This window comes from Bartonella sp. CE47NXGY, assembly GCF_042195415.1.
Taxonomy (GTDB): domain Bacteria; phylum Pseudomonadota; class Alphaproteobacteria; order Rhizobiales; family Rhizobiaceae; genus Bartonella.
The window spans coordinates 25,992-51,124 of record NZ_JBHIOI010000007.1 but is presented as its reverse complement, the minus strand read 5'-3'; the positions used below and the strand labels follow the sequence as shown (position 1 = coordinate 51,124).

At 41.7% G+C, this 25,133-nt stretch carries 28 protein-coding genes, 1 tRNA gene and 2 pseudogenes; 18 read left to right on the top strand and 13 right to left on the bottom strand.

Features of this window, described 5'->3' with window-relative positions:
* Nucleotides 1-986: 986 nt before the first annotated feature.
* A tRNA-Ser gene (locus ACFIL3_RS04080) sits at nucleotides 987-1,076 on the top strand.
* 249 nt (nucleotides 1,077-1,325) lie between these two features.
* Here the strand turns inward: ACFIL3_RS04080 and ACFIL3_RS04075 are convergent.
* Genes ACFIL3_RS04075 through lexA form a run of 3 tightly spaced genes read right to left on the bottom strand, consistent with a single transcriptional unit; the run spans nucleotide 1,326 to nucleotide 5,047 of the window.
* Nucleotides 1,326-2,384, bottom strand: a complete 1,059-nt coding sequence (locus ACFIL3_RS04075) for a hypothetical protein (RefSeq protein ID WP_375681860.1) — start codon at nucleotides 2,382-2,384, stop codon at nucleotides 1,326-1,328.
* Complete coding sequence (locus ACFIL3_RS04070; protein ID WP_375629530.1) at nucleotides 2,353-3,579, bottom strand: hypothetical protein; 1,227 nt, start codon at nucleotides 3,577-3,579, stop codon at nucleotides 2,353-2,355. The genes ACFIL3_RS04075 and ACFIL3_RS04070 overlap by 32 nt, the downstream gene beginning before the upstream one ends.
* Nucleotides 3,580-3,583: 4 nt before the next feature.
* Entirely contained in the window at nucleotides 3,584-5,047 is a 1,464-nt protein-coding gene (gene lexA / locus ACFIL3_RS04065; protein WP_375681859.1) for a transcriptional repressor LexA, read from the bottom strand.
* A gap of 166 nt (nucleotides 5,048-5,213) precedes the next feature.
* Here lexA and ACFIL3_RS04060 point away from each other — a divergent pair, with 166 nt between their 5' ends.
* The 12 genes and pseudogenes from ACFIL3_RS04060 (at nucleotide 5,214) to ACFIL3_RS04005 (ending at nucleotide 10,136) form a co-directional block, all read left to right on the top strand.
* Entirely contained in the window at nucleotides 5,214-5,426 is a 213-nt protein-coding gene (locus ACFIL3_RS04060; RefSeq protein ID WP_375681858.1) for a hypothetical protein, read from the top strand.
* Entirely contained in the window at nucleotides 5,416-5,586 is a 171-nt protein-coding gene (locus ACFIL3_RS04055; RefSeq protein ID WP_375629536.1) for a hypothetical protein, read from the top strand. The genes ACFIL3_RS04060 and ACFIL3_RS04055 overlap by 11 nt, the downstream gene beginning before the upstream one ends.
* Nucleotides 5,587-5,596: 10 nt before the next feature.
* Nucleotides 5,597-6,045: pseudogene (locus ACFIL3_RS04050) on the top strand (DUF2924 domain-containing protein).
* Nucleotides 6,042-6,254: a hypothetical protein gene (locus ACFIL3_RS04045; RefSeq protein ID WP_375629539.1), complete on the top strand. Its 213-nt coding sequence runs from the start codon at nucleotides 6,042-6,044 to the stop codon at nucleotides 6,252-6,254. The pseudogene ACFIL3_RS04050 and the gene ACFIL3_RS04045 overlap by 4 nt, the downstream one beginning before the upstream one ends.
* Nucleotides 6,236-6,583 (top strand): recombinase family protein, encoded by a 348-nt coding sequence (locus tag ACFIL3_RS04040; protein WP_375629542.1) that lies wholly within the window; start codon nucleotides 6,236-6,238, stop codon nucleotides 6,581-6,583. The genes ACFIL3_RS04045 and ACFIL3_RS04040 overlap by 19 nt, the downstream gene beginning before the upstream one ends.
* Nucleotides 6,584-6,664: 81 nt before the next feature.
* A complete protein-coding gene (locus ACFIL3_RS04035; RefSeq protein WP_375681857.1) occupies nucleotides 6,665-7,273 on the top strand; it encodes a recombinase zinc beta ribbon domain-containing protein in 609 nt (202 codons plus the stop codon).
* Nucleotides 7,273-7,428 (top strand): hypothetical protein, encoded by a 156-nt coding sequence (locus tag ACFIL3_RS04030; RefSeq protein WP_375612851.1) that lies wholly within the window; start codon nucleotides 7,273-7,275, stop codon nucleotides 7,426-7,428. The genes ACFIL3_RS04035 and ACFIL3_RS04030 overlap by 1 nt, the downstream gene beginning before the upstream one ends.
* Nucleotides 7,413-7,823 (top strand): hypothetical protein, encoded by a 411-nt coding sequence (locus ACFIL3_RS04025; RefSeq protein WP_375629547.1) that lies wholly within the window; start codon nucleotides 7,413-7,415, stop codon nucleotides 7,821-7,823. The genes ACFIL3_RS04030 and ACFIL3_RS04025 overlap by 16 nt, the downstream gene beginning before the upstream one ends.
* 197 nt (nucleotides 7,824-8,020) lie before the next feature.
* Nucleotides 8,021-8,569, top strand: a complete 549-nt coding sequence (locus ACFIL3_RS04020) for an RNA polymerase sigma factor (protein ID WP_375612853.1) — start codon at nucleotides 8,021-8,023, stop codon at nucleotides 8,567-8,569.
* Nucleotides 8,570-8,763: 194 nt separating this feature from the next.
* Nucleotides 8,764-9,321: a hypothetical protein gene (locus ACFIL3_RS04015; RefSeq protein WP_375612854.1), complete on the top strand. Its 558-nt coding sequence runs from the start codon at nucleotides 8,764-8,766 to the stop codon at nucleotides 9,319-9,321.
* An 87-nt stretch (nucleotides 9,322-9,408) separates the two neighbouring features.
* The gene (locus ACFIL3_RS04010) at nucleotides 9,409-9,546 is read left to right on the top strand and encodes a hypothetical protein (RefSeq protein ID WP_375612855.1); all 138 of its coding nucleotides are present in this window, start codon (nucleotides 9,409-9,411) and stop codon (nucleotides 9,544-9,546) included.
* Nucleotides 9,547-9,698: 152 nt separating this feature from the next.
* Nucleotides 9,699-10,136, top strand: coding sequence for a lysozyme (locus tag ACFIL3_RS04005; RefSeq protein ID WP_375612856.1), 438 nt, complete (start codon nucleotides 9,699-9,701; stop codon nucleotides 10,134-10,136).
* On the opposite strand, the gene ACFIL3_RS04000 is transcribed toward ACFIL3_RS04005, so the two are convergent.
* Genes ACFIL3_RS04000 through ACFIL3_RS03985 form a run of 4 tightly spaced genes read right to left on the bottom strand, consistent with a single transcriptional unit; the run spans nucleotide 10,133 to nucleotide 16,373 of the window.
* Nucleotides 10,133-11,506: a DNA methyltransferase gene (locus ACFIL3_RS04000; protein WP_375612857.1), complete on the bottom strand. Its 1,374-nt coding sequence runs from the start codon at nucleotides 11,504-11,506 to the stop codon at nucleotides 10,133-10,135. The genes ACFIL3_RS04005 and ACFIL3_RS04000 overlap by 4 nt on opposite strands.
* Nucleotides 11,490-13,397: a DNA methyltransferase gene (locus ACFIL3_RS03995; protein WP_375612858.1), complete on the bottom strand. Its 1,908-nt coding sequence runs from the start codon at nucleotides 13,395-13,397 to the stop codon at nucleotides 11,490-11,492. Before ACFIL3_RS03995 ends, ACFIL3_RS04000 begins: the two co-directional genes overlap by 17 nt.
* Nucleotides 13,385-16,168: a DEAD/DEAH box helicase family protein gene (locus ACFIL3_RS03990; RefSeq protein WP_375629556.1), complete on the bottom strand. Its 2,784-nt coding sequence runs from the start codon at nucleotides 16,166-16,168 to the stop codon at nucleotides 13,385-13,387. The genes ACFIL3_RS03995 and ACFIL3_RS03990 overlap by 13 nt, the downstream gene beginning before the upstream one ends.
* Nucleotides 16,161-16,373, bottom strand: coding sequence for a helix-turn-helix domain-containing protein (locus ACFIL3_RS03985; RefSeq protein WP_375612860.1), 213 nt, complete (start codon nucleotides 16,371-16,373; stop codon nucleotides 16,161-16,163). The genes ACFIL3_RS03990 and ACFIL3_RS03985 overlap by 8 nt, the downstream gene beginning before the upstream one ends.
* Nucleotides 16,374-16,465: 92 nt before the next feature.
* On the opposite strand from ACFIL3_RS03985, the gene ACFIL3_RS03980 reads away from it, so the two are divergent.
* Genes ACFIL3_RS03980 through ACFIL3_RS03960 form a run of 5 tightly spaced genes read left to right on the top strand, consistent with a single transcriptional unit; the run spans nucleotide 16,466 to nucleotide 20,149 of the window.
* Entirely contained in the window at nucleotides 16,466-17,833 is a 1,368-nt protein-coding gene (locus ACFIL3_RS03980; protein WP_375629559.1) for a TM0106 family RecB-like putative nuclease, read from the top strand.
* On the top strand, nucleotides 17,808-18,977 hold the full coding sequence (locus ACFIL3_RS03975) for a ribonuclease H-like domain-containing protein (protein WP_375629562.1): 1,170 nt from the start codon (nucleotides 17,808-17,810) through the stop codon (nucleotides 18,975-18,977). The genes ACFIL3_RS03980 and ACFIL3_RS03975 overlap by 26 nt, the downstream gene beginning before the upstream one ends.
* 57 nt (nucleotides 18,978-19,034) lie before the next feature.
* A complete protein-coding gene (locus ACFIL3_RS03970) occupies nucleotides 19,035-19,490 on the top strand; it encodes a hypothetical protein (protein ID WP_375612863.1) in 456 nt (151 codons plus the stop codon).
* Nucleotides 19,474-19,833: an AAA domain-containing protein gene (locus ACFIL3_RS03965; RefSeq protein WP_375612864.1), complete on the top strand. Its 360-nt coding sequence runs from the start codon at nucleotides 19,474-19,476 to the stop codon at nucleotides 19,831-19,833. Before ACFIL3_RS03970 ends, ACFIL3_RS03965 begins: the two co-directional genes overlap by 17 nt.
* Nucleotides 19,826-20,149: an HNH endonuclease gene (locus tag ACFIL3_RS03960; protein WP_375612865.1), complete on the top strand. Its 324-nt coding sequence runs from the start codon at nucleotides 19,826-19,828 to the stop codon at nucleotides 20,147-20,149. The genes ACFIL3_RS03965 and ACFIL3_RS03960 overlap by 8 nt, the downstream gene beginning before the upstream one ends.
* A 715-nt stretch (nucleotides 20,150-20,864) precedes the next feature.
* On the opposite strand, the gene ACFIL3_RS03955 is transcribed toward ACFIL3_RS03960, so the two are convergent.
* The 6 genes and pseudogenes from ACFIL3_RS03955 to ACFIL3_RS03930 form a co-directional block, all read right to left on the bottom strand.
* Nucleotides 20,865-22,085, bottom strand: coding sequence for an MFS transporter (locus ACFIL3_RS03955; protein WP_375612866.1), 1,221 nt, complete (start codon nucleotides 22,083-22,085; stop codon nucleotides 20,865-20,867).
* Between the two features lie 365 nt (nucleotides 22,086-22,450).
* Nucleotides 22,451-22,621 (bottom strand): hypothetical protein, encoded by a 171-nt coding sequence (locus tag ACFIL3_RS03950; protein ID WP_375612867.1) that lies wholly within the window; start codon nucleotides 22,619-22,621, stop codon nucleotides 22,451-22,453.
* A 1,480-nt stretch (nucleotides 22,622-24,101) separates the two neighbouring features.
* Nucleotides 24,102-24,425, bottom strand: coding sequence for a cupin domain-containing protein (locus tag ACFIL3_RS03945; RefSeq protein WP_375612868.1), 324 nt, complete (start codon nucleotides 24,423-24,425; stop codon nucleotides 24,102-24,104).
* Entirely contained in the window at nucleotides 24,418-24,636 is a 219-nt protein-coding gene (locus ACFIL3_RS03940; protein WP_375681856.1) for a YqcI/YcgG family protein, read from the bottom strand. Before ACFIL3_RS03940 ends, ACFIL3_RS03945 begins: the two co-directional genes overlap by 8 nt.
* Before the next feature lie 31 nt (nucleotides 24,637-24,667).
* Nucleotides 24,668-24,757, bottom strand: a complete 90-nt coding sequence (locus ACFIL3_RS03935) for a YqcI/YcgG family protein (RefSeq protein WP_375612870.1) — start codon at nucleotides 24,755-24,757, stop codon at nucleotides 24,668-24,670.
* A 151-nt stretch (nucleotides 24,758-24,908) separates the two neighbouring features.
* A pseudogene (locus ACFIL3_RS03930) lies at nucleotides 24,909-24,983 on the bottom strand (YqcI/YcgG family protein); the annotation flags it as partial.
* Between the last annotated feature and the right edge of the window lie 150 nt (nucleotides 24,984-25,133).

Below are 25,133 nucleotides of genomic sequence, written 5' to 3'. Positions count from 1 at the left end.
AATAGATATTGTAACATTAGGCGACAAATAGCGTGATAGTACTTGGCTTTTACTTTTTATTTAAGGAAAGATGATGTTATCCAATAGATTTTATACCATTCATAGATACCGTATGAGGTAGATGTAGCAAGCTTTAAGAGATGTTTTTTTACAAACGTGTGGATGGGAAAGAAAATAGTATTTTTAGAGTATTCTGTTTTGTGATGAGACCATATCACGCTTAAAGAATGCGATAATCAAAGTATAAAGTAATACGTAATTTTTTTAAATAATGGAGACTACTTTAGATATTTTGAAAACTGTAAAGCTGAATTTAAAAATATATGGTAAAAATGAAAACAGGTTTGCATTTTTATGATTTTGTATTTGATCAAAATGAGACTATTTTTTCATTTTAGAAAATAAAATATATTCATACATATTAAATTAAAAATGCAAAGTTTTTTTCTGAATTTTATTTTCTTTAGTATCAACTAAATATAGAAGTGTGAAATTGAATAGAGGATTTAGAATAGGGCTTATTATGTAATCCTATGAAAGAGAAAACTGATACCATCACACTATTTTACAGCTCTCAATGTTGCAAAAATTCGTGCTATTTAAGAAAATGCATAAGAGCCGCTTATCCTCTCTTAAAATGTTCTTCCCCCACATACCATCCCTTCCTATGACGTATAAGTAAGTGATTTTAATTATTTGGTTGTGTAAAACTATGGGCTGTATGCTAATTTTAAGAGAAGTATTTTTTTGTGAAGCAGAAAGTGCGTAAATGAGCATGAAAGTTTATAACTGGTGACAATCTTTTTATTCTCATTATTGTATTCTACAAACCTATCCACGAAAAAAGTTTTTTCTTAAAAAGAAGGGATGTGCTTGTTATTCAACAGATAAAAGCTCTTACTTTAATAAATGAATTTGTTTTTTGGGTTTTGAATGTATAGTTTAGACTTGCACGTTATTTCTTTCTGGGTATAGTGCGAACTTCTGGAGAGGTGGCCGAGTGGTTGAAGGCGCACGCCTGGAACGCGTGTATATGGGAAACCATATCGAGGGTTCGAATCCCTCTCTCTCCGCCATTAACCTAAAACGAACTTTCATATGCCTTATATGGCATAGCCTCAAAAGCCCAGCATTTGCGGGCTTTTTCGCTATTTGCAATTGACTTCCTCTCTATAAAAACACCCCGTTTTTCTCTAATTTTTCTCCTATATATGCCCCTTTCCTGAAAAACACCGTACTTGGAAAAACGAAGTACGGAGCTTTTAGTCATGGGAAATCAAGGGTTTGGCAATTGACCAGTTCGCAGCAGTCTATGCCTAGCATTGTCAACCAGTGAGCTGACGCAGGACATTATCATCTGCGCGAATGATGAAGCGGGCTTTATAGCACTTCTCTTTACGCGACCATCGAAGCGGGTTTTCAGAAAGGCCGAAGGTCTGTTTGAGTTTGTTTGCTAATTCCTGCTTCTGCTTTTTTAGCTTATCATCTGCATCGCTATCCTGCCACGAGAGGCTTCCCCCGGTTTTTGCAAGAACCAATAGGAGTGTCCACTGTTTCGTTCTTTTTCCAGATCTCTGATCTTTCATCTTCAGATGCTCAGGTTCCAGACGTTTCTGAGTTTGTCCGCATGTCACTGACAACATCTCTGTTGCGGTAAATTCGAACACAAACTGCTCCCATGTTGCGCCTGCTGGTGTCGGGAATTGGTACTCAGATCCCGGTTTAGCTGATTTCGGCAACACCGTTTCCAACCAATTGGAGATGATGGTTTGAGCGCTGTCTCTCGCCGTGACCTTGCCTGCAGCATCAACGACGAGCACATCATTTATGCCGATGAGCTTGGATTTATGCCTGATGCTTGCGTCAGAGCTGGCAGTGCTGATAAGACTGCTGGTGGAGGCAATTAACAGAAACGTCTGATCAGCCATGCAAAGCTGATTGACAATTTTATCCAACTGCGAGGATGTCTGGCCCAAAAAGCAATAGACAGGAAAGCTATGCTCGGCTTGTGGATTGAGCACACCAAATTTCCAAAGAGCCGTTTGGCCCGTGATCTTTTCATTTTCCTCAGTAAAACCAATGGCCTCAGCAATTTTGGTCGCCAGCTTTTTATGATCTATGCGATACAGCGCCAGTTCTGATTTTTTGAGCGTGCGTCGGTCGCACTGCTTGGTATCTGATGTGCAGATGCCAACAATATCGCTAGACCCATGTTGCACGACATTCATGTAGCACCCAGCTCGGCCATTACAGGGAATGGCAGATGCCTGCTCATTGGTGATGGCAAGCAATTCTTCTGGAAAGTCTAGCCATTCAGCTTTTACACCCTTGCCACCAGAAAGCTCTGTGAGTTTACGCCATGGCGGCGATTGATACGGCGTCATGACTCTCCTGATGTGCTACGGGTTGTTTGCTGTCTTCTTCCTCTTTCTGCTCATTTACAAAGCCACGTTTCCGCAGCCATGTTTCAATCAGGTGAGAATCTTCCTTGCGATCAAAGTTGGCCATATTCGGTGTTCGCACCTTGACCATGCGTGGACGTTTGGCATTTTCAAATTTCACCGAAAAACTGGCTGAGACTAGTCTGCCAAAGTTCGGGAATTCACGATCTCTTGAGGCTAAGGACGCAAACACATCATTTGAGCGTAGCGTCTGCTTGTCATTATACGGTCCAAGAAACTGGTGCTGGATTTCTACCAGCTTTATATCTTCCAGCCCATCAATATCGGCACAAGCCAAAGCATCAACGCCGTTATCGATCAGTGGCTGCAATGTATATTTTTCTGCGCCGGGGAAATATTCAGCCTGACCGAAGAGATGTTGGCTGAACAAATCTAAATACATGGTGCGCTCTTTCTTGGCACCGGACTTATTAAAGACGGCTAGTTCATTATTGGCACGATCATAGACAATCACGTCATGAAACTCTGGGCGGTAAAAAATGGTCTTGGATTGTCCAGATTCAATCTTGCCCTCACGCTTAAACGGCATGCCATGACGGATCAGGAAGTATGTCTTGTCTTCGTCCTCTGCGCTGACAGGCAAAATTCGACAGTCAGTGCCGCGTTTATTTTTCAAAAACCAAGCGTCCATATCAGCTTCCAGCGTTCGCATGGTTTCTGATTTTGGAAGAGTAAACGTATCAGGGGACTTTTGATCAGACTGGAAATACATGAATGATTTTGGCTTGAGGATCATCGCCTCTGCGTGAGGACGCTTTAAAAGCTCGGGATCGTGCAGCCATAATGCTAAGGCCAAATCAGCTGCTGTTGAATCTTCATGCGTGTCAATATTATTGGCTTCAGCCTGTTCACTCAACTCTTCAAAATGTTCACCATCGGACATTTCTTGAATGAAAAACAAGGCTTCAACGAATTCAATGTCCATATCCTCTGATGGATTCATCAGAACTTGGCAGAGCGTTTCAAAATCCAGCTCATTATCTTCATTCAGTTCAAAGCTGAACCCGCGTCCGGTCAGGTAGCTTTCATACCTTTTAAGAAAAGTAATCAGATTATCTTGTTCGATGTGTTTCAAAACATCAGGTTGGGCAAAACGTCGTAAATTATAGGTGCTCATGTAGTTATCCTCCTTGGGGTTCGTCTAGGAGGGCCTCGGTGTCAACACCCGAGCAGACGTGTAAGACCTTCCCAATTATTTTAAGTTCATCCTGTTGTCCTATGATGATGGGTTTTCGTTTCTGATTTTCAGGGCGCAGTTCAATATGCTCCCCTTCAATACTCAGCCGCTTTACAGTGGCCTCTTCGCCAACCATGGCCACCACAATATCGCTGTTTTCAGCAATAGATTGCTGGCGCACAACAACGTAATCTCCCTCGAAAATATCAGCATCGATCATGCTGTCGCCGTGCACTTTGAGCGCAAAGCACTTCCCGCGTAGAACATTATTCGGCACCATGACCTGACCAATCTTGTTTTCAAGAGCAAGAATCGGTTGGCCAGCCGCAACCATCCCCAAAACAGGAACAGCCGTCAGGTTGGTCTTATCCGGTGTTTGTGCATGGAGGATTTCGATGGACCGCGCTTTTCGCGCCTGTCTGCGAATATAGCCTTTATCTTCCAGTCGCTTGAGCCCTTCAAACACACTGGGTGCTTTCACCCCCAATTCCACAGCAAGCTCTTGTACCGTGGGCGACATCTCCATGGCACGTTTCAGGCGCTCAATGGCCTGTAATAAACTCTGTTGTGCTTGTGTTAATCTATCCATCTTACACTCAGTTATGGTTAAGCCCTTGCTCGCCTCTTGTGAGCAAAATGCGTTTCCAGAAGACTTCTCTTTCCAGTATTTTTTCATCGGGGGGGGGGTGCTAAGCCGCTGCTCAAGCAACGCAAAACGGAAATGAGAACGGCAGTAATCAATTCCCGCTTTGTTTATCATATCATGAATGCCTTTGTTTCCCCCATGACCCGTTTCAATGTAACACTTCCATCGTGACCATATGCCTTGATCACCATAAGCAGAGCCGATGTAGCGTTTTCCCGTATGCGTATCGGTAATCGGGTAAATACCCTTAACGCATTCTAGTGCTGTTTTCCAATCTGGCCTGTCATTCTTGATCAAGACTTCGAGCTCTTCAAATGATAAGTCTATTTTATCGTATCCGCAGAATGCTCTACCGGAATATGGCTCACGCAAAATCTCTTGCACTTCAAACTTATGGTAATGTGGCTCCATATTGGTCCTAGTCGTGCGGTTGCGATAAGATGATCGGATTTTCAGACGCCCAATAAACTCTTTGCCCAAATCAGTAAGCTCAACCTCATAGCGGTCTGCATGTTTCTCCAATACTCTGAACACACCACCGAACAGCCAGATGTCGGTTTCGTAGTGAAATTGCATGAGTGAGAAAATAAGCGGCCTGTTAAAATCATTGCGGCCCGGCCAGTATTCCTGCCAGCCTTGCCATTCTTCTTTGCTTCTTCCCCATACCTCTAGCGGCTGCGAGTGCTGGTTGTATCTCGCAAAGTGAATTTTATAGTCGGCCAAATTTTCAATCGGCCATATATCTTTGAGCAAAATTGACATTTTCAAACTTCAACTATATTTTAATTAACAACCTAATATAAATTAGGCTTATGATTTTCACAAGCCTAATTTGATTCAATGCACAGCATTGACTGAACCGACAGTTTTCAAGTCATTTCAGTAAGTAACTCCTTGAACGACGCAATAATTCTCAAGGAGGTTCGCCATGTCTTCACTTTCTCCAAACCTAATAAATGAACGAGATCGCCGCAATGAGGTAGTGCATTTGCTGACACTTGGCATCCTGCGTCGCAAGATACGCCTGAACCGTCAGTTCGAGCCAACACATCCCTCTAATTCATTGGACTTCAGGTTTTTTCCAAGCATTCATGTCCATGACGAAGAACCAAAAAACCAAGGAGTTCCTGATGAGTCATGAAAACAAAGAGCTCACCGAACGGGAGCGATTACAAATCAAGCTGGGCCAACTTCCTGCCGGACTTGTGTCCGATGCAGATCGGCAAAAGGAAGTCGCCCATATTGTCGGCTTGGGCTGGCAACGCCTCCGCTTGAAGCAAAAGAAAAAAGCAGAATCGTAGGAAGTGAAGAATGGATAAAACACTTCTGGCGCGTGTGGCGGCGCTCCCAAATATGCCGTTATCCGACTTAAAGGCTTTATGGCGGGATGTGTATCAGGACGAACCACCCGGTGGCCATAAAAGCCACATTGTCCGCAGACTGGCTTATCGCCTGCAGGAGCTTGCTTACGGCGTTGATCCACAGATTGAGAACCGGATCGAACAGCAGGCCAATGATTTATTCGGCTCTGGCAAAAAAGCCAAGCCGAAACGCAAGACACAATATCAGCGGCCCATCCCCGGTATCAAACTGGTGCGGGAATATAAGGGCATCAGGTCACCATTTTAGAGGAAGGTTATGAATATGCAGGCTGCCTATACAAAAGCCTGTCCAAGGTTGCACTGGCCATTACAGGCAGCAGCTGGTCTGGACCTGCCTTCTTCGGATTAAACAACAAAGCACAAAGAGACAAACATTGAGCACAACCACACCGAAAAAACGCTGCGCGATTTATACGCGCAAATCCACCGAGGAAGGCTTAGACATGGGGTTCAACAGCCTTGATGCTCAGCGAGAAGCTTGTGAATCCTACATCGCCTCACAAAAGCATGAAGGCTCTGGTTCCAGCTTCCCGATAATTACGATGATGGCCGCTTTACAGGCGGCAATATGGATCGCCCAGCTTTAAAACGCCTTATGGACGACATCAAAAGCAGCCTGATTGATACAGTTGTCGTGTACAAGGTTGACCGCTTGTCACGCTCCTTGGCTAATTTTGCCAAACTGATTGATCTGTTTGACGAGCACAAAGTGTCCTTCGTTTCCGTTACTCAGCAATTCAACACCACCACATCAATGGGCCGATTGACGCTGAACATCCTGTTCAGCTTTGCCCAATTTGAACGTGAAGTGATCGGCGAACGTATCCGCGATAAATTGGCAGCCTCCAAACGCAAAGGCATGTGGATGGGGGTGTCACACCTATGGGCTATGTGGTCAAAAACCGTGAGCTTGTGATTGAGCCCGATGAGGCTGAGGGTATCCGCAAAATATTCGATCTATTTTTGATGACCAGAGTCGCCCACGGAAATGGCAAAGATGTTGCCGCGCATGGGGGTATTAAGCAAAAAGCGCACAACCAAAAACGGACGTGTTATCGGTGGTAAAGCACTGGATAAAGACGGCCTTTATAAGATTCTGCAAAACCCCATCTATATCGGAAAAATCAAACATAAAGATAAAATCTACGAAGGCCGCCATCCAGCCATCATCGATATAGACACGTGGAATAAAGTCCGCGCCACCATGAAAGAAAATACCATCAACCGAGGCGCAATCACGCGGAAGAAAACCAAGGCCATTTTGATGGGGCTTTTGAAGTGCGGTGAATGCGAATGTGGATTGGTGGCAAGTCATACCCGTAAAAAAGGTGGCAGGCTTTATCGCTATTACACCTGTGAACATTACCGCAAAGGTATCAACCCGGATTGCAAGGTTCGCAATGTCAGCGCCAATGAAACGGAGGCATTGATATTGAATCAGCTTCAAGCTGTTTTTGCCTCGCCGGAGATGATCATGGAAACGTGGCGCGAAGCACAAAAAGAGGATGAGACCATCACGGAGCATGAGGTTTACAGCAACCTGAATGACATCGTCCCGATCTGGAAAGAACTTTATCCTGCTGAAAACAACGCATCCTTGAGTTGATGATTGAAAAAGTCATCGTCAATTATGAATTTGTCGATATCCGGATCAGGGCTGCAGGCATGGATAGTTTGGCTCGGGAATTGGACGAGCAAGACAAGCGGCTGCAAGGCATTTCAACAAAAAAACTGGAGGAGAAAGCATGGATAAATGCGTAAATATGATGGCGAACAACAGCATTTCAATCCGGGTGCCAATGCGGATCAAGAAATATGGTGGCAAGAAAATGATTATTTTGCCCGAAGGCTACCAAATGACCCCGCCACAAGAAGCACCCAAGCAAGACGAAACATTCGTAACGGCCTTTGCCAAAGCCTATTACTGGCAAAACCTGCTTGATACGGGGCGCTATAAATCCATTGATGACATGTCACGCCAACGCCAGATCAACACCTCTTATATGTCGCGGATACTGCGCCTCAATCAACTTGCTCCCCAGATCAAAAAGGCCATCTTGGATGGCACGCAGCCGCGCCAGTTAAGCCTGCAGGATATACAAACCCCATTTCCCGATATTTGGGATGAGCAATTAAAGCATTTTGGATTTGCCTAATCTCCCTTCGGTGAAATTTCACCGACCACCCTGAAATTTTTTTCAAAAAAATTTACACCCACCAAAGCCCCGGCATGCGGGGCTTTTTTGTTTTTGCGCCTTGAGTAACGCACCGATTTTCAGGGTCTCCAGTGAGTTTTCGCCAGTCCCAGTTGACCCGCCCGCGTGGCGGCTAACCGCAACTGGAGACGAAAACCATGAGCAAAAACAACTATGAAGGCATCTATCCTTATGTCGTAAACCAAGTCCGTTATCACGCACGCAGCCTGATGCGGCACTCCGCCATTCATGGCGTAGAAGTCGAGGACCTCGAGCAAGAGTTGATGCTGGATTATTTATTCCGCAAGCAGGCTTATGTTCCTGAAAAAGCAAAATGGTCGACCTTTGTTGACCGCATCCTCAACCACAAATGTGCCAGCCTCATTGAGGCCGCCCGCGCCCAAAAACGTGGGTTCGGCATCAGTGATTTTTCACTTGATGCGTGGCTTGAGGATAAGGACGGCGACGACAACGCTCTGCCTGACCCTGCAACCGAAGACCTGACCAACCGCGACCTTCAAATTGACCTTGAACAAGCTGTTCAGCAGATGCCGCCGCATCTGGTGTTTCTGCTGGTTGATCTGCGAACGCTCAGCATCAGTGAAATCTCACGCAAAACCAAAACCCCACGCTCAACCCTCTACGGGACGCTGTCCGAACTTCGCGGATCGCTGAAGGAGCGTGGCTTTGCGGAATATCTGCACTGAGCCGCCGACAGTTTTTGAGCCCTCTCGGTAAGTAACTCCTTGAAGGCAAGAAAACATGCCGGGTTCTCGCGGAAATACAAGACCTGAAGCAGGAAATACCGCGACCGCTTTGCTCTTTGGGCGGCGTCAGAACCCGGCAGCCGAAACGACATGACCAAAGAGCAAATTTTAACCTACGAAATCAAGGAGGTTTCATGTTTAAACCATCGTTACAAAAGCTGATTAAAGACAGCCTTTACGCCAAATATGTTTCGGCATTTATTCAAATCCCGGCACTTGGTGTCATAGAAGAAGACACCACCAAACCTATCCATGAGGCCACTCTGGATGATCTGGCCTTTGCCGCACAGGCTTTGGATAAAGAACAAAGCGCCATTTACAAGCACCTGTCTGTCATCCGTGAGCTTTATACGGAAGCGCAACGTCAAGGCCATACGCAGCGTCTTGAAGAAATACAGGTGCAGGCCGATGTGGCAGAAAGCAAAGCGCTCTATGCTCATGCCAGCCAGCCCAGTGGGGTGAAATGGGTTGAGGCTCTGCGTGCATCTGTTCGCCCGATTATCACCTATGCGTTTTTCATTCTGTTCGCCACCGTCAAAACCGCTGCACTGTTCAAGTTATTGGATCAGGGTGTCGGAATTACCGACGGACTGATCGCCCTGTGGGATGCTGAAACACAGGCATTATTTGCCGCTGTCATGTCCTTCTGGTTTGATCAACGTGCCTTAGCCAAGTTCCGCTCAAATCCTTGAAAAACAAGATCTTATTCACTTGATAAGCGCCAGGAATGAAGCGTTACTGTAAGTGTAAAAAGTAATTGAAAATAGGGAGATAACACCATGAGCAAACTATTTTACAAGGCCGTGATTGAAGATGTTCAAAATGAGAAGTGTACCGATGCAGAGCTCGAAGCACTGCTCGATGCTTTTGAATACACGGCCAAGAAAATGGCCACCACACTGGCCCGTAAAGCTTAGTACGCACTGGAAGATTACGCCACGGCCAAGCAATACGGCATTGACCGCTTTACGCTGATGATTGAGCGCAAAGAAGTCCTCGGGCAAGAGCAATGGCATGGCGTTTTTGAATATGGGAGCAAGAACCTTAAAGTTATAGGAACACTGGAAAAATGAGACATATCACACAAAACGAATTGGACCTGATCAAACGGTTCGAGGGCTTCTCTCGAACCGTTTATTTTTGCCCGGCTGGCTATCCCACAATCGGTTATGGCCATGTTGTGAAAAACGACGAGGACTTTTCGGCAGGCATTGATGAAACACAGGCTGAAGAACTCTTGCGCCAAGATGCCCAGATCGCAGAGCGTGCCGTTCTGCGCCTAATCAATGTGCCGCTGACAGATGGCCAATTCGATGCGCTAGTGTCATTCACCTACAATCTTGGCGGCGGAGCACTCCAGCGTTCAACACTGCGCCGTAAAATCAATCGTGAGGAATACGCCGAAGTACCAGAACAGTTCATGCGCTGGGTTTGGGCGGGCAGACGTAAGCTCAAAGGGCTAGTTCGGCGTAGGTATGCCGAATGCTTGCTTTATCAAATACACTAGAGTGGTTTTTCTAGTACAATTATTGTTTCTCTAAGCAGCTCTTTGAGTCTTGGGTTCATTTTCAGCTGCTGGCCAGATGTGCTAGCTCCTCGGCAAACAATCATTTCCCTTACTTTGAAACCTGTATCTTCTGCTATCTTAGCTAGGAGTGTATCTGTGGGTATGGGTATTCCTACATAAGCACTTTGGTCGACAACGATGTGCATAAATCCGCCTTTTAATAAAACATCGTAGCAGTTTTCAATAATTGTTCGCATATCATAAAAATATGATCGAAGCATACCCGGCACGAGACGTGTACGACTGTCACGCTTGCCAGTCATTCTCTCTTTTTCAGGAATCTTTTTTTCGATTTCAACACACAGCGTATCAACTAAATCAATATCAGTTGTTTTTTCAGCAGACTTTTTAATTCTATAGTTTCGTACAAGCCTTTCCCTGTATTTGCCAAGTTTGCTTAGTAGAGAATATTCTCCAAAAACAATTTCCAGCTTATATGATTCAAAATAATCGAATGAATTTGCATAGGGCGGAGAAAATATAATAGAGCCAGCGTGATCGCCAGATATAGCACTTAAACTCAACTTTCTTGCATCAAATTCTACGCCACGTGCTAAACTGTCCTCATTGTGTGGGTTCTCTTCATAATCAATCAGTATTAGTTGCAGCTGGTCCAAGAAACGCTTTTTAACGTCGCCTACAGGTGAAGGTCTTGTTGCCAGCCCATTACCATCACGTTTTCGATTAGAACAGTCCTCCAAAATTGCTAATAAACAAAAATTCAAAATGTTGAATATGCGTTTATTTGATTCTTCGTGAATGCGACGCTTTATTTTAACAAGTTCAGTAAAGTTGCCTTGATCAAAATATTTACTAATTTGAACCTCATACTCGTTGTATTCATATTTTTCATGGTCAGTACATTTATTCCAATTATTTATTATCTTATGAAGTTTCTGCAGTTCACCTGTAGATAAAGCGTAAGATTTGACTTCTGTAGATAATATTGCGAAAGGATTAACGTCTAGGCCGACAGACGAAATGCCTAGCTCTGACGCTGCTACAGAGGTTGAACCTGAGCCGCACATGGGATCAAGAACAATACCGCCAGAAACGTTTGGGTATCTGGATAAAATTTCTTTAACAAGATCTCCTGCATAACCTTCGCGGTATCTAACCCACCTGTGGTATGGCTGTAATTTTGAAACAGAAGTGTTAACTAGTTTTTTAAAGAAAGATTCTTCATTTGAAACATTATATTTTTCTTCTAGATATTCTAAAGATTTACAGAGTTCTGTAGACGAAAATGTATCTTCCAAATCCGACCATATCAAACGTGGTTGATTTTCTGATTTAGCAAGCTGCAACATCCGCTAAGCCCTCCGTTTCTTGATTAGTTCTTAGATCTATCCGCGCATAGGCTTTTTCTAGCGACATCGAACTAAATTCGTTTTCGATATCCTCAATATTTGCTCCATCTTTAATCTGACGTATTAGGCAAAGGGCCGAGTTAGCATAAAGCTCAACTAAAAATTCCCCGAATGACACACTGCAGTCTTTTTCTTGAAGCTTTAACATCGTATCATTGAGACATTCATTGAAACTGCCATTATAGTCTTTCTCATTAGGCAGACTTTTCTTGCTGAATGTATAAATAAAATCACCCTGTGGAGTTCCATCGTGACGGAGGTGCGCCGTATCTCGATAAGCATGAATGGCTTCTTGGTAAAAAATCCCTTCCGGTTCAATATGAAATCCTGCATCCAAGGTTGCTTTGATAACGGCATACCATGCTCTAATATCTTTATTGTTAAAGGTGTAAACCAAGCAACCGTCTGATTTTAATACTCTGTTACATTTTTGAAAAACGCCGAGTAAAAGTTCATAGTAATCGGAAAAATCTTTCTGGTAGGTTTTATCTTTTGTTTTTCTGTGAACAACGGCTTCAGAGGCAAGCTTATGCTCTGGAAATGGAAACTTAGTTCTGCCTTCTAACCAGACCTGCCAAAAAGCACACAATTCACCATATTGGACATTACTTCCATATGGTGGATCAGTTATAATCATGTCGACAGAACCATCTGGGATATCGACCTGTTTTGAATCCACGCATTGCACCATGAAGTCCGCAGAGCCCTTTTCAAGGTCTGAGAAGTTCAGAGTATTTTTCTTTGAATTAAATCTAGAATCTCGATCTTTTAGGCCAGACTTGATCGCCTTTAATCTATTGTCAAAATATTCAAATGGATTGGCTTCAATAAATTGATTTGGTATCCAAAACGCATGCTTTGCCCACGCAACAGGTCTTCCATCCATCCAAGATGAAGTTGAGAAGTTCATGTTGTTGGTGTACCTGATTAATGAACTCAATATAAATATTAAAAAATCATACTCGGGATCACTCATATCTTTTTGAATTTTAAGCTTCTTGGCCATTTCAAAAAAGCTCGCCGAAATCAAAAGGTTTCTTGGGGTGAAAAAATCCGTAAATTTCACAAAGCCTTTTCTATGAAGACAATCTTCCTGTTGTCGGTCCCATTCAGCCGGAATTTCAAAATCAGGAAAATGAAGTCCTAAACTAGTTTTTAATTTCTCTAGGTTTTCGCTATATTGTTTATGTTTCTCAATATCGTCTCTAGACGGTTCCTTTGCATCATGTGCTCCGCATTTCTTGCATCGATATCTTAAGCTAATTATTTCACTGGAAATTCTGGGAGCGTCTGCTGCTTTAATATTTGAGCTGCAATGGTCGCAGACATATATGCCATTCTTTGGTTTTCCAGCATCGTTAAGCGCTTTATTGTCATTACGAAAGGACGTGTTTTTGCTACAATGTGGACACTTTATTAAATATGCATGCTCTATCCAACGAACATGTGCCTTGTCGTTTTTACAGTCTCCGCATTCTGTTGTAAAAGAATCTTCAAAATGACCTTTAACCATTTTCTTAAGGTCAAGTGCATAAGAAAGAATTTTAGCGGCATCAACGTCACAAATTTGGCAATACTGGATGAAAGAGGCTACCGGATTAACATCGGTCGAAACAATTTTTCGATTAAGAGTTAACCCTTCAATTAAGGTGACGCCCCCTCCACCAAATGGATCAAAAATTATTTGACCTTCCTTCGTATAAAAGTCGATGAGTTCACGAAATACATTGTGAGGTCTTCTCGCGAAATATTTATGCATTTTATAAATCGGAGTGTGACCAAGTGACTTTAAATGTTTGCTAAAATATTTTTTTTGATTTATTTCACCCATAGCGTATCTCCATAATCTTTATGTATGTGTTTTTCTGACTCCGCAAGGAGTGACGCTAGGAACACTTCTTTTTCCTTTATTATCAAGAAGATATTTTTATTTGAGGTAAAGCACTCATCAAAGATTTCTAGGTGCCGCATAAGGTACCGATACTGGTTTCCAGCTGTAGTACGATCTGTCCATACATTATTGTACGAAAAAGCCTTTTCATATCTTGAATTTAAGTCTTTAAGTATCTCATTTTTATTTGCTTCGTTTGTAAGCAAAATATTAGGGTATGCAGCTTCTATTTCCTTGGCAACCGATATTGCAAGTTCTAAATCAGGCTTTCCATCATTGAATTGAATTGAAAATAAGCTGTACAAAAACTGGATGTAGTTCAGGCTCTTTATTTCAAGCATGAAGCTAATCGCCTCCCTATATGGAAAGAGAATACCGTCTTTATGTTCTTCCCTGTACAAAAGAAACTGGTTTCTAAGAGCGTCTAAAAAGCTTATATGGCCTTGCTTGTACAAAAGGCCTAGTTTACTTAATTGGTATTTGTTTCTCTCTACTTCATGAAGGAAGCCGACCCTTTTACAGTGAGATACATTGTTATTGTTTATTCTGATCTCTTTTGACGTGTATATTGCATCAGGGTTATCAGTGATAATTTCAAATGTAGGAGTTATTAAGCTTTCTTCTAATTTTATTGGTGTATAGTCACAAAGTGTCTTAAAAATACGTGTGAAGTCGCCTTTTCTTTCATTTTTTCCAAGTTTACTACCGACACCTATGCTACCCGTTGGGTTTTTGTTTACGTTTGCAATTCGTAGCAAAAGCGCATCTTCAAAGTCCGAAGTGTTCAATTCCGTTGGCAGATTTATAACTACTTTTCCCGGAACAGAACTACTACCTTTTATTCGACCTTTTGCAGCAGACAAATTGATTGAATCGATCCATTCTGCAAGAGCTTCATCTTGATCTCGCATAGCTTGAATGAGATTAAATAAAGCTTCAAATCCAGCTCCAGAAAGTACATCTTCACCTTCTTGATCGAGTAACACAGGAACGATTATATACGAAAGCCTGCCTGTTTCTCCAAATTTCTGTCTTACAGCACGACCGACAGCCTGCACAATGTCAATCATTGAACCTTTAGGGTCAGCAAAGAAGACAGCATCAATTAGAGGAATATCTATTCCTTCAGTCAAGCAACGAACATTTGTGATCACGCCCAGTTCTGAGTCTTCAAAATTTTGTATTATCTCAGCACGATCTTGAGCAGTCATGGCTCCGTTGATGTGTGCAATAGCAGTCTTTTTATCACCAAAAGAGCTCTCAGCAGACAAGCGATTTGCAAAATCACGAGATTCAGAAATCTTGGAGTGAAATGATATAACCTTTGTTAATCCAAGATCTTGTATGGATTTCTTTAGCAAAGCTATTTTATAAATATTTTGAACAGTTTCTGTATGACTATCATCATCAGTCACATAAACATTGTTTTTTATAAGTTGATTATATTCAGAACTGCTAATTCCCGTAAATACAATGCGATAATCTGAGATAATATTTTTCTCTATTGCTTCACCAAAAGTAAGCCGGTGAAAAACATCACCATAGATACTTTTATCATTCATAGAAAAAACAGAGAGATTATGTTCTTCGAGTTTTGAGCTTAGTTTTGGTCTAACGAGGCGCTCTGTAGCGGTAAGAAAAAGTTTTTTCTTTGTTTTAATGGCAGCATCGTCAAGAGCAATATTAAACTGAGAGTTTGAAACTCCCGCAGTTCTGTGCGCTTCGTCATAAAAAGCGATATCGAATGAAAAGCTGTTTTCATTCTCGGATAGCGCATTCTTTATTACTTCCGCAGACTGATATGTACTAAAAATAAACTTCTTTTTATTAGAAGGCTGGGCAATAAAATTACGTACAGCTTCTGCTGAGGTAGTCACAGGTATATCAATATCGCCTATATCAATGTTATTGCTATCAACTTCTGCATCAACTGTTTGATCACTGCAAACGCACAAATACTGAAATGGCGATGAAGACTCAGCGGACCACTCCTCGAGTGCTTGCCTAACAAGTTGCAGGCTTGGGGCAAAAAATATTACGTTGTCAGCTTGAAGATGCTCAAGGGTCCACAGTGCGATGAGAGTCTTTCCTATTCCACAAGCCGCAATGAGCTTTCCTCGATCACTTGATGAAAATCCAGAAATAATGTCTTGAAGTATCTCAGATTGATATGGTCGAGGACTCTTCTTATCTCTTTCAATTTGAATATTTTGAGAAATGGCAGACTGATATAAAGAAGAAAAGAAGTCTTCGTCCAAAGAGGTAAATCGGTCAACTAATGCACTTAGATGCCCGGTTTTTTTATGAGCTACATTCGGCAGAATGTGAGTGTTAGAAATAATCAACCTGTAATCAGCGTACTCTGCTTCAGCCCAAAATGTTGAAAGTTCGCGTGATGTAAGTGCTGCTCGCCCAGACCGGAACTTGGCTTGCCAAGCGATATAGTCTCCTGCGTTGTTGATAAAAACTCCATCTACGCCATAGTCTGTTTTCTCCAGACGAAGCTTATCAACAACATGCTTTGGAAACGGACGGTTATCAACAATTGGGCAATATATCTCTTTAATCTGATGTAAGTCAGATAAGAACTTCAAATAAAAATAACAGAAATATTCAAACGCATCGCCTTTAGCTTTGTTGTCACCAATAGCCTCAAGCGTTCTCTCAAGAGAATTCCAATCGCTGTATTTTGTCTTAAAAATATCAATCATCTTTGTTGGTTCTTTTTTCTTTTGATTGTTCGTTAACGCCTTCTTCTATCCACTTTTCGAGCTGCTCTCGTTTGAAACGCCAAGCTCCACCAACTTTGAACGCGGGTATCTTCCTGTCTGACAGGAGTTTATAGACGTGCCGTTCTGTTACTTTTAAGTAACGGGCCACTTCCTCAACTGTCAGAATATCGTGCTCGTCAGACATGCCTTCTCACTTATAATTTGGTCATTAAGATGTAAAATATTCTAAAATGTTCATAAGCACAAGGACAATGATAAAAAATGGCAGGGATGTAAGTGCAGCAATACGGTAACGATCAGATTCTCTACTCACCATCGGACTTGGTCACCTTTTTGGGGTGTCACCATGCGAGCTTCCTTGATGTGAAGGCGCTAAGCGAGAGCATGGATAAGGCCGAAGCCAGCACTACAGCTCAGCTACTGCAGCAAAAAGGCTTGGAACATGAGGCGGTGTATCTCCAGCAGCTTAAAGACGAAGGTAAATCCGTCGTTGAAATCCCTAAAGACTGCAATCTGCAAGATCGTGCCCAGCTAACACTGGAGGCCATGCAGTCCGGTGCGGATGTCATTTATCAGGTCGTTTTCTTTGTGCCGCCTTGGCGGGGTGATGCTGACTTTCTGATTAAGTGCGATACGTCATCAGACTTAGGGGATTTCAGCTATGAGGTGCTGGATACCAAACTGGCGCGAACGGCTGAGTCCAAGCATATCATGCAGCTTTGCGTCTATTCTGAGCTGCTGACTGACCTGCAAGGATTGCGCCCGGCTGATATGCATCTGTTTCTGGGCGACCATGAAAAACACAGCTTCCGCGTGGCTGACTTTTTCTATTACTACACCCGCGCCAAAGGCCGCTTTGAAAGCTATCTGCAAAACCTGCCTGCGGACTCATATCCTGAGCCTTGTGGCCATTGCAATTTCTGCCCGTGGCGTGATGGCTGCAAAGCGCAGTGGGAGCAAGATGACCATTTAAGCCTTGTAGCCAACATTCAGCGCTCACAGATGGACAAGCTACGGAAGGCTGGTATCCGCACCGTTGCAGAGCTTGCCGCCACTGCACCTGACACCAAAATCCCTGATTTGAGCCGTGATGTATTTTTACGCCTGCGCTCCCAAGCTGTCCTGCAACACCACAAAGCCACCACTGGCGAGAATAAATGCGAGATCATTCCGTTTCCTCCGGGCAAGGGCTTTACTCGTATGCCAGTGCCGGATAATGGTGACCTGTTCTTTGATATGAAAGGCGATCCGCTTTACCCGAATGGCTTGGAGTATTTGTTTGGGGTGTATTATTTCAAAGATGGCAAGGAGCTGTTCCTTCCGTTCTGGGCGCATGACCATGAAGAAGAAAAAGAGACCTTTAAGCGCTTCATGGGCTTTCTGGCTGATCATCTTGCTAAACACCCACATGCCCATATCTATCATTACAACCACTATGAAACCACAGCCCTGAAACGATTGGCCTGCCGTTATGCGGTCTGCGAAGAGCCGCTGGATAATCTGCTTCGCAACCAGAAATTCATTGATCTGTATCTGGTGATGCGTGAAAGCATCCGCACCTCTGAACCCGGCTATTCCATCAAAAACATGGAAACCTTCTATATGGACAAGCGTGCCAATGCTGTGGCGACCCGCCGCCGATAGCATCATCGTCTACAACGAATGGCGTGAAACAGGTGCTGATGAATTGCTGCAAGAGATTTCTGATTATAACGAGGTGGATTGCGTTTCCACGCATTTGCTGCGTGATTGGCTGCTGACACTTAAGCCGGAAGATGCGCCGTGGTTTAAGGGCCTTCCGGAATATGCCGAGGAAGAAAAGCTACAGCGCAAGGACTGGGAAATCGAATATGAGGATTACCAAACCCGCCTTGGCGTGATCGAGGATAACCCACCGCCGATCAATGAGCGGCTATCGCATCTACTGGAGTTTCATAATCGGGAAGCCAAGCCGCAATGGTGGAGCAGCTTTGAACGGCAGAACAAATTTGAAGATGAGCTGGTTGACGATACGGAGTGCCTTGGTGGCCTGCGGCAAGTTGGCAGCCCCGAGCCTGAAAAGCGTTCCCTGATATACAGCTATCGCTTTCCTTCACAGGAATACAAGCTGAAGGTCGGCGCTCAGGCCGTTGATATTGCTGTCATGGAAAATGCAGGCATGATTGTTGAAATCGATGAAGATGCCTGCATTGTCAAAATCAAGCGCGGGGTCAGCAAAGAACCATTGCCGGAAAGCCTATCAATTGGCCCACCGGGACCGATTGACAGCAAGATCATCCGCTCCGCTATTTACCGCTATGCCGACCATGTGCTGGAAGCGCCAGAAGGCACTCATGCCGCGACAGAACTACTGGCGCGAAATGTACCACGCATTCAGGGCAAGCAGTCGGGCGAAGCGGTTATCACCTCTGATGATCTGCAAGGCGATGCGCTGGAAGCCATCGCGGCATTAGATAACAGCTATCTCTTTATCCAAGGTCCACCGGGCGCAGGTAAGACTTATACCAGCAGCCATATCATTGTGGACCTGATCAAACGCGGCAAGAAAATCGGCGTTACCTCCAACTCGCACAAGGCCATTCACAACTTGCTGGAAAAAGTGGAAAGCGTTGCCGCTGAAAAAGGCGGGAACTTCCATGGCATCAAAAAAACCAGCAGCGGTAATGATGAAACCGTTTTTGATGGGCAATTCATCCGCTCAGAAACCAAGATCGAGAATATGAGCCTTGGCACTGATCTGTTTGCGGATACCGCATGGACATTTGCCAGCCCGTACTTTGATGGTTAGCTGGATTACCTGTTTATCGATGAGGCCAGACAAGTTGCGACCGCCAATGTGGTGGCGATGGCCACGGCGACCAAGAATATCATTCTGGTAGGAGATCAAATGCAGCTTGGTCAGCCTATCCAAGGCACTCATCCGGGCGAGGCTGGATTGTCAGTGCTGGAATTCTTGTTGGGCAATTATTCCACTATTCCGGCTGAGCGCGGCATCTTCCTTGGCCAGACACGCCATATGCGTCCAAGCATCTGCCAGTTTATTTCTGATGCCTTTTATGATGGTCGCCTGACTGCTCATGAAAGCACTGCTGAGCGCGGCCTGAATCTGCAAGGCGTTGATCTGCCCAATGCAGGGATTGTCATGATCCTGGCAGAGCATGAAGGCTGCTCACAAAAAAGCGTTGAGGAAGGCGAGATCATCAAAACCAAATATGATGCCTTGCTTGGCCAAGAGTTTACCGACCGTAATGGCATCCGCCCGATCCACCGAGGACGATATTCTTGTGGTCACGCCATATAATGTGCAGGTCAATTATCTGCGCTCCATCCTGCTGGACAATGCTAAGATCGGCACCGTTGATAAGTTCCAAGGCCAAGAAGCGCCGATCGTGCTGATTTCTATGGTGACATCCAGCGCCGAAGATCTGCTGCGCAACATTGAGTTTCTCTACAGCAAGAACCGTTTGAATGTTGCCGTGTCACGCGCACAGTGTTTGGCGGTCGTGATCGCTAATCCAAAATTGCTGGAAATCCCATGCGACTCTGTAGAGCAGATGAAACTGGTCAACACATTCTGCTGGCTGGATGAGTATGCAGCCTCTGGAGATACGCAACAAATTCCGAGGAGAAGTAACCTTGGCTAATAACTGGAACATTCCTGATTGGTTGGAAAAAGAAGTGCGGGATCGTGATAAGATTTGCGTCTATTGCAGGTCAGAATTTACGCCAGTAAACGTTTCCAGAAAAACGGCGGCAAGTTGGGAGCATATCATTAATGACGCATCCATAATCACACGGGAAAATATAGCGCTCTGTTGTTGTGGATGTAATTCAAGCAAGGGACAAAAGCCTTTGCTTGAATGGCTTAATTCTAAATATTGCTCTGACAGAAATATATCTAAAGATTCTGTTGCTCCGATTATTAAGACAGCAATAGCTACAGCACGTTGCGGTGAATAACTGGCTTAATCACCGTATATTTTGCGGCGATTATCCGTTTCCAATGAAGGCAAGGCAGGATTCGAACCCTCGGTATAGTACCGTAGTAATCTGCATTAAAGGGTTCATGCTACCCAGTATTTGAAATGCAAACCCTCAGTACCGTAGCAACAAAAACCTTGATTTTGTTATCTTTCAGGACGATTATTGCTGCAACTCAATGGTAGGTGTAGAGGATTCGAACCCAAAGGGGGTCAATACCCCGCCATTAATTTAAAACGAACTTTCATATGCTTGATATGACATAGTTTAAAAAGCTCAGCATTTGCAGGATTTTTTGCTGTTGCAATTGACCAGTTCGCGCCAATCTATACCTGTCATTATGTACAACTAGAAATTGTTGTTGAATTTCCATGAATTTTACACTTTTTAAGCTCCTCTCCTCTCGATCTTGAGATAACCTGATCTAGCATAAACGATCTCTTCAAATATCATTAAAGGATTTTTGCCATTATCACTAACTTCTGGTAGAGCTTTTAGAATTAATGGTGATCATAGTGCTATTTGCAATTTCGTTGCTTAACGGGCTAAATGCGTTTTATCCACATGAGAGGTAACGAACACCTCAGCTTTTCTCACGCAATGTGCTTATTTAAAATTAATGTCATGAATATTTGTACAAAATTTTTATCTATACGATAATCAAAAAAAGGCTGACGTAATAATTGAATATCATTCATGTGGCGCTTTCTTTTATCTTTAAGCTTTGTATGTAAATAGATAGTCCGTGCAAAATAAATAAAGGGGCGCAAAAGCCTATAAATACACATAGGATGTATAATATAGAAAATGAAAAAAAATTTCCTGCATATAAAAGCACAATAGAGAATAAAGCTGTTATGATGCGTACACTGGCATCGCCTGCCAAAATCACCTCGGCTAAATTTTCACTAGGTGTGATAGCTTGTCCAATTGTTATTCCCGATATCCTAAAATAAAATTGCCCAATACCTAATAAAAAACCCATAATATAAAGGGAATATTGAGTAAAATTTAAATATAAAACAAAAGAGATTGCGATCACGGCAAAAGCCGGTGCCCCCCATACAAAAAAACGAATTAAAGATGGAAATTTCCGTAAATAATAAGATGAGATAAGACCATTGATCACAAAACCCAGTGCTGACAAAGCAAAAATAGAATTTTGAATAGCTGTAAATTTTATATTATCTGATGTTATAGAAGCAAGAACAAGTGGCAATAAAACAATAGGCCCCGTATAGAGAGAATTATTCAAAATACGATTAATCGTTAAAAAACGCAACGCAGAAATCCGCCAAAGGCACCTGAACCCAACTCCATAAGCTTTTTGAGATGGCTTTTTTAATAGCTCTTTTGCTCTGTTTAGTTGTTGTATAGACTTTATACGAAACCATAAGCAGGCATTCAAAAGATAGATAAATACAATAAAGGCTATGGCTATTTTGTGCCCCAAATGCGCAATTATAAAATATATAAGCAATGGGGATATAATAACAAAAAACTGACAGCAACTAGTGTAAAATGCAAAAATTCCAGCTTTTTGTTTGGGAGCTGGAATCAGCTGATTCAAGGCACTATTGTTATTTGGGTTATCAGCCCCCATCAAGAGAGCAAGTAAAAAAAATACAAATAAAATAAGTACTGGATTGTTCATAAATAATAAGAAAGACAATAAACAAGCGCAAATAATTTGGCTATAAAACCCAATTATAAAGCCTTGATAGTGCACCAACACGTTTCCCAAACATAAGCCAGCAATTCCAATTGCGATTAAATTAACGACATTTAAAGCAGCAGATGCTTCTCCAGTTGTATCTTGGAATTGTAATAAAGAAAGGCCGATAGATAATACACCACTAGCACAAAAACTCGTCAAACAACCAATCACAATCATAAGAAAAACAGAATTACGCAATAGCCTCCCCCCTCTTAAACAGAGACTCAAGCCATTTTATGATTTTCTCCATTGTCGAATATGGTTCGGTACTAAATTCCAGTTTTTCATAAAAGTTTAGTTCAAATGCGTTATAGGCACTTATTTTTTGAAAGTCATCTGTCAGCATGAATTCTATACTTGGCAGCGTTGTACCCATAGATTGAGACAAATAATAGGAAATTACTTTCCAATACATATAGGTACGCTCTCTTGCCAAATAATTTTCCAAGGCATATTTCAAGTGACAACCACTTAAAATATATTTCGGACAATGGTGCAACGGATAATAAATACAAATAGCACCGGCTTCATGTCCGAGACAAGAAGAGATATTAATATTTTTATCATTTCATAATATTATAAAAACGCTCAGTGAGCAGATCTTCCAAATTTAGTCTAGTCACAACAAGATTGGTTGCTAATTTTTGAGCAACGTGAGACCAAGCCAATCTTACTACTAAAGTTCCAATAACCTTTAAGTCAGATTCTGGATAAGCTTTTTTTAAATTTTCCACCCATATGTCTCTGTGACATATAATAATTGGCTCATCTCGTCTGAATGAACAAGATGTAATTCTAAACCAATATTATCACAAAGTTTTGAGCTCTTGAATTCTCCGTATCCTAATCTGGTATTCTTAAATCATCATAGGAACTAAGAATTTTTAAGTATTCCAACTTTTATTAAACTTTGTAACAATCTATTAGAATCTCCCCTTCACTGACTTCGACAATTATTTTCTCACCACTACAAGAACAAAAAATTATCTTTGAATTTGCTTACTTTTAGAAAGAAAAATGAGCAATACTTTTCCTTAACTAAAAGAAACACGCTCTATACCTTTTTCTTTATGATTATCAAAAAACTATCCCGTTACAATTAACCATCAATTATTAGAATAATATTCTGCGTTTAGCCTAATAAACTGTTATAATCAATGTTTTTCTCTGTTCTAAAAATCAGTGCTTTTCATTCTAGAGATACTCGTAATTGCTGTAAAATCTTTCCCAAATAACACGATCACCCTGAGAAGTTTTATACATACACACTACATTATACGGAATGCTATGTATTTTTTAACTTACTCAACTAACAAACATCTTTTAATGGACAAAATAAATCACGAAATTTCTGTGCTGTCACAATTCGAAAAACAATCATATATCTCCCTCCAATGATAGACGATGTCATTAGAAGAAAGCTTTAATGATATTGGTAGAATAAATTAACCAGAAAAAATTGCAGCGCTGATGGAATAAATTCTATTTTATACCTTGTAATTCTATCTAAATTTTAATCATTTTTGTTAAAGGTTCTTATGCAATTTTTTCTACATTCAGCATCATTTTACCACTTGTTGGCAACAAAAGATTAATAGCTAAATTCACCTATGTCATAATAGTTCTTTTTTGGGTAAAATAGGACATCTTCAATTTCGATATATAAATATTTTAATTCTTTAATATATTCTCTTCACATGCTTTAGATTAACAACACAACAAAACCCAAAATAAAAATATTTATTTTACTTAAGTTATTGAATATTATTTAAAAAGTATGGAAATAAAGTGATGCAAGAGTTAAAAATTATTTAAAAATTCAAATCCATCTACATTTTAGAGCCATCACGCATGGTAATAGCAGTTTTCATTAGGTATACTAAATATGCTTGATAACTTTTCTGCTTCATGCTTGTAGGGAATTTCAGATAGAGATAATACCAGAATCCATTCGTGAATGCTCGACAATAAAGCTGTAAACAAAATTATTTCCTTTTTGTTTAATCCGTTAAGCTTGATCCATTTTTTATTCCTAAAGAATAACGTTCTATTTTGTACTGTAAAATGCGGTTTCTGAAAAGTTTCTATGTTGGTTTGGGTAGAGGACGTAAACTTCATAGCCTTATTTTCCGCAGAATCTATGGGCGCATTATGGGAAGCAGGAGTAAAAGAATAAAATCCTGTATGAGAAAGAATCCATTAAAGAGCGTGCGGTTACCCATTTCTAATATCTCCAATAGTGAGATTTTCTGTAGCAATTGCATATATGCATCCTACATCTGCCGCAATTGATTTGTGCCTTGTATTGGCAGGTAGATGTATAATATCTCCTGGTGTACAGGTTATATGTTTTTCGCTATAGAAAAAATCTAACTCTCCCTCTATAATTAAGAGAGTTTCATCGACCTGGTGAATATGCCAATCGTGTATTTTTTTTGGAAAATCTCTTTGTATCTCTATTGATCCTTGCTCTGGAAGCATCATTTTGAATATATCATAGATATTTTTATTTAATTTAATTTTAGAAAATTTAGTCATTATCGTGCTCCATTATATGATATGGGCAAGGTGGGGATTCAATATTATTATCTTGCAGGAAGTATTGCGTCCATCCTCTATTTTGGGGTTCGCCATATTTTCCTAAAAAAGGAGATTTTGTTATAATATCAAAAGGTTCAAGTCTTTTTGTTACAGCGGAGAATGCATTTTTTGCTTTTTGTTCTGTAGAGAGAAGACTTAGAAAAAACACTTAAGTTGGAAAGTTAACATAAATATAGAACTTACTTAATTCTGTTTATATGAGACGGGATATTGCAAACTATAAACATAGGTTCGCCATGAAAGCAGAACTCCCATAGACGATTGTACATATTTTTTGTATATACTTAGGTCATTCTCGGTTGTCAAAATCTCGCAAATTTTTAAGTGTAGACCAGAATTTTTCTCTATAAACTTCGATACTTTGTATGGGGTCGGTTTCTCGAATGCAACAAAAGATGTGTTCTTTCCAAAACTTTTATAATTATCGCAATAAGTTATCAGATCTTCCATTATATTTTTTGAGGTCAGCTTGTTGTAGAACCCAAATCTAAGCATATTTTTTGAGTATCCATTTACACCGAATAGGCAGAAAAGGCCTAATTGTGTTATTCATGGTTGCATTGAATTCTTTAAAAATGACTTGCTTCCATTTTTAATATTTGTCTATATTTTCAATTGATTGCGCTTCTGAATCCATGTTTTTCT

Excerpts from the sequence above, each read along its gene's own strand:
- ACFIL3_RS04075 (WP_375681860.1), bottom strand. The coding sequence starts at position 2,384 with ATGACGCCGTATCAATCGCCGCCATGGCGTAAACTCACAGAGCTTTCT.
- ACFIL3_RS04070 (WP_375629530.1), bottom strand. The coding sequence starts at position 3,579 with ATGAGCACCTATAATTTACGACGTTTTGCCCAACCTGATGTTTTGAAA.
- lexA (WP_375681859.1), bottom strand. The coding sequence starts at position 5,047 with ATGTCAATTTTGCTCAAAGATATATGGCCGATTGAAAATTTGGCCGAC.
- ACFIL3_RS04060 (WP_375681858.1), top strand. The coding sequence starts at position 5,214 with ATGTCTTCACTTTCTCCAAACCTAATAAATGAACGAGATCGCCGCAAT.
- ACFIL3_RS04055 (WP_375629536.1), top strand. The coding sequence starts at position 5,416 with ATGAGTCATGAAAACAAAGAGCTCACCGAACGGGAGCGATTACAAATC.
- ACFIL3_RS04040 (WP_375629542.1), top strand. The coding sequence starts at position 6,236 with ATGGATCGCCCAGCTTTAAAACGCCTTATGGACGACATCAAAAGCAGC.
- ACFIL3_RS04035 (WP_375681857.1), top strand. The coding sequence starts at position 6,665 with ATGTTGCCGCGCATGGGGGTATTAAGCAAAAAGCGCACAACCAAAAAC.
- ACFIL3_RS04030 (WP_375612851.1), top strand. The coding sequence starts at position 7,273 with ATGATTGAAAAAGTCATCGTCAATTATGAATTTGTCGATATCCGGATC.
- ACFIL3_RS04025 (WP_375629547.1), top strand. The coding sequence starts at position 7,413 with ATGGATAAATGCGTAAATATGATGGCGAACAACAGCATTTCAATCCGG.
- ACFIL3_RS04020 (WP_375612853.1), top strand. The coding sequence starts at position 8,021 with ATGAGCAAAAACAACTATGAAGGCATCTATCCTTATGTCGTAAACCAA.
- ACFIL3_RS04015 (WP_375612854.1), top strand. The coding sequence starts at position 8,764 with ATGTTTAAACCATCGTTACAAAAGCTGATTAAAGACAGCCTTTACGCC.
- ACFIL3_RS04010 (WP_375612855.1), top strand. The coding sequence starts at position 9,409 with ATGAGCAAACTATTTTACAAGGCCGTGATTGAAGATGTTCAAAATGAG.
- ACFIL3_RS04005 (WP_375612856.1), top strand. The coding sequence starts at position 9,699 with ATGAGACATATCACACAAAACGAATTGGACCTGATCAAACGGTTCGAG.
- ACFIL3_RS04000 (WP_375612857.1), bottom strand. The coding sequence starts at position 11,506 with ATGTTGCAGCTTGCTAAATCAGAAAATCAACCACGTTTGATATGGTCG.
- ACFIL3_RS03995 (WP_375612858.1), bottom strand. The coding sequence starts at position 13,397 with ATGGGTGAAATAAATCAAAAAAAATATTTTAGCAAACATTTAAAGTCA.
- ACFIL3_RS03990 (WP_375629556.1), bottom strand. The coding sequence starts at position 16,168 with ATGATTGATATTTTTAAGACAAAATACAGCGATTGGAATTCTCTTGAG.
- ACFIL3_RS03985 (WP_375612860.1), bottom strand. The coding sequence starts at position 16,373 with ATGTCTGACGAGCACGATATTCTGACAGTTGAGGAAGTGGCCCGTTAC.
- ACFIL3_RS03975 (WP_375629562.1), top strand. The coding sequence starts at position 17,808 with ATGCTGTGGCGACCCGCCGCCGATAGCATCATCGTCTACAACGAATGG.
- ACFIL3_RS03970 (WP_375612863.1), top strand. The coding sequence starts at position 19,035 with ATGGCCACGGCGACCAAGAATATCATTCTGGTAGGAGATCAAATGCAG.
- ACFIL3_RS03945 (WP_375612868.1), bottom strand. The coding sequence starts at position 24,425 with ATGACTAAATTTTCTAAAATTAAATTAAATAAAAATATCTATGATATA.
- ACFIL3_RS03935 (WP_375612870.1), bottom strand. The coding sequence starts at position 24,757 with ATGTACAATCGTCTATGGGAGTTCTGCTTTCATGGCGAACCTATGTTT.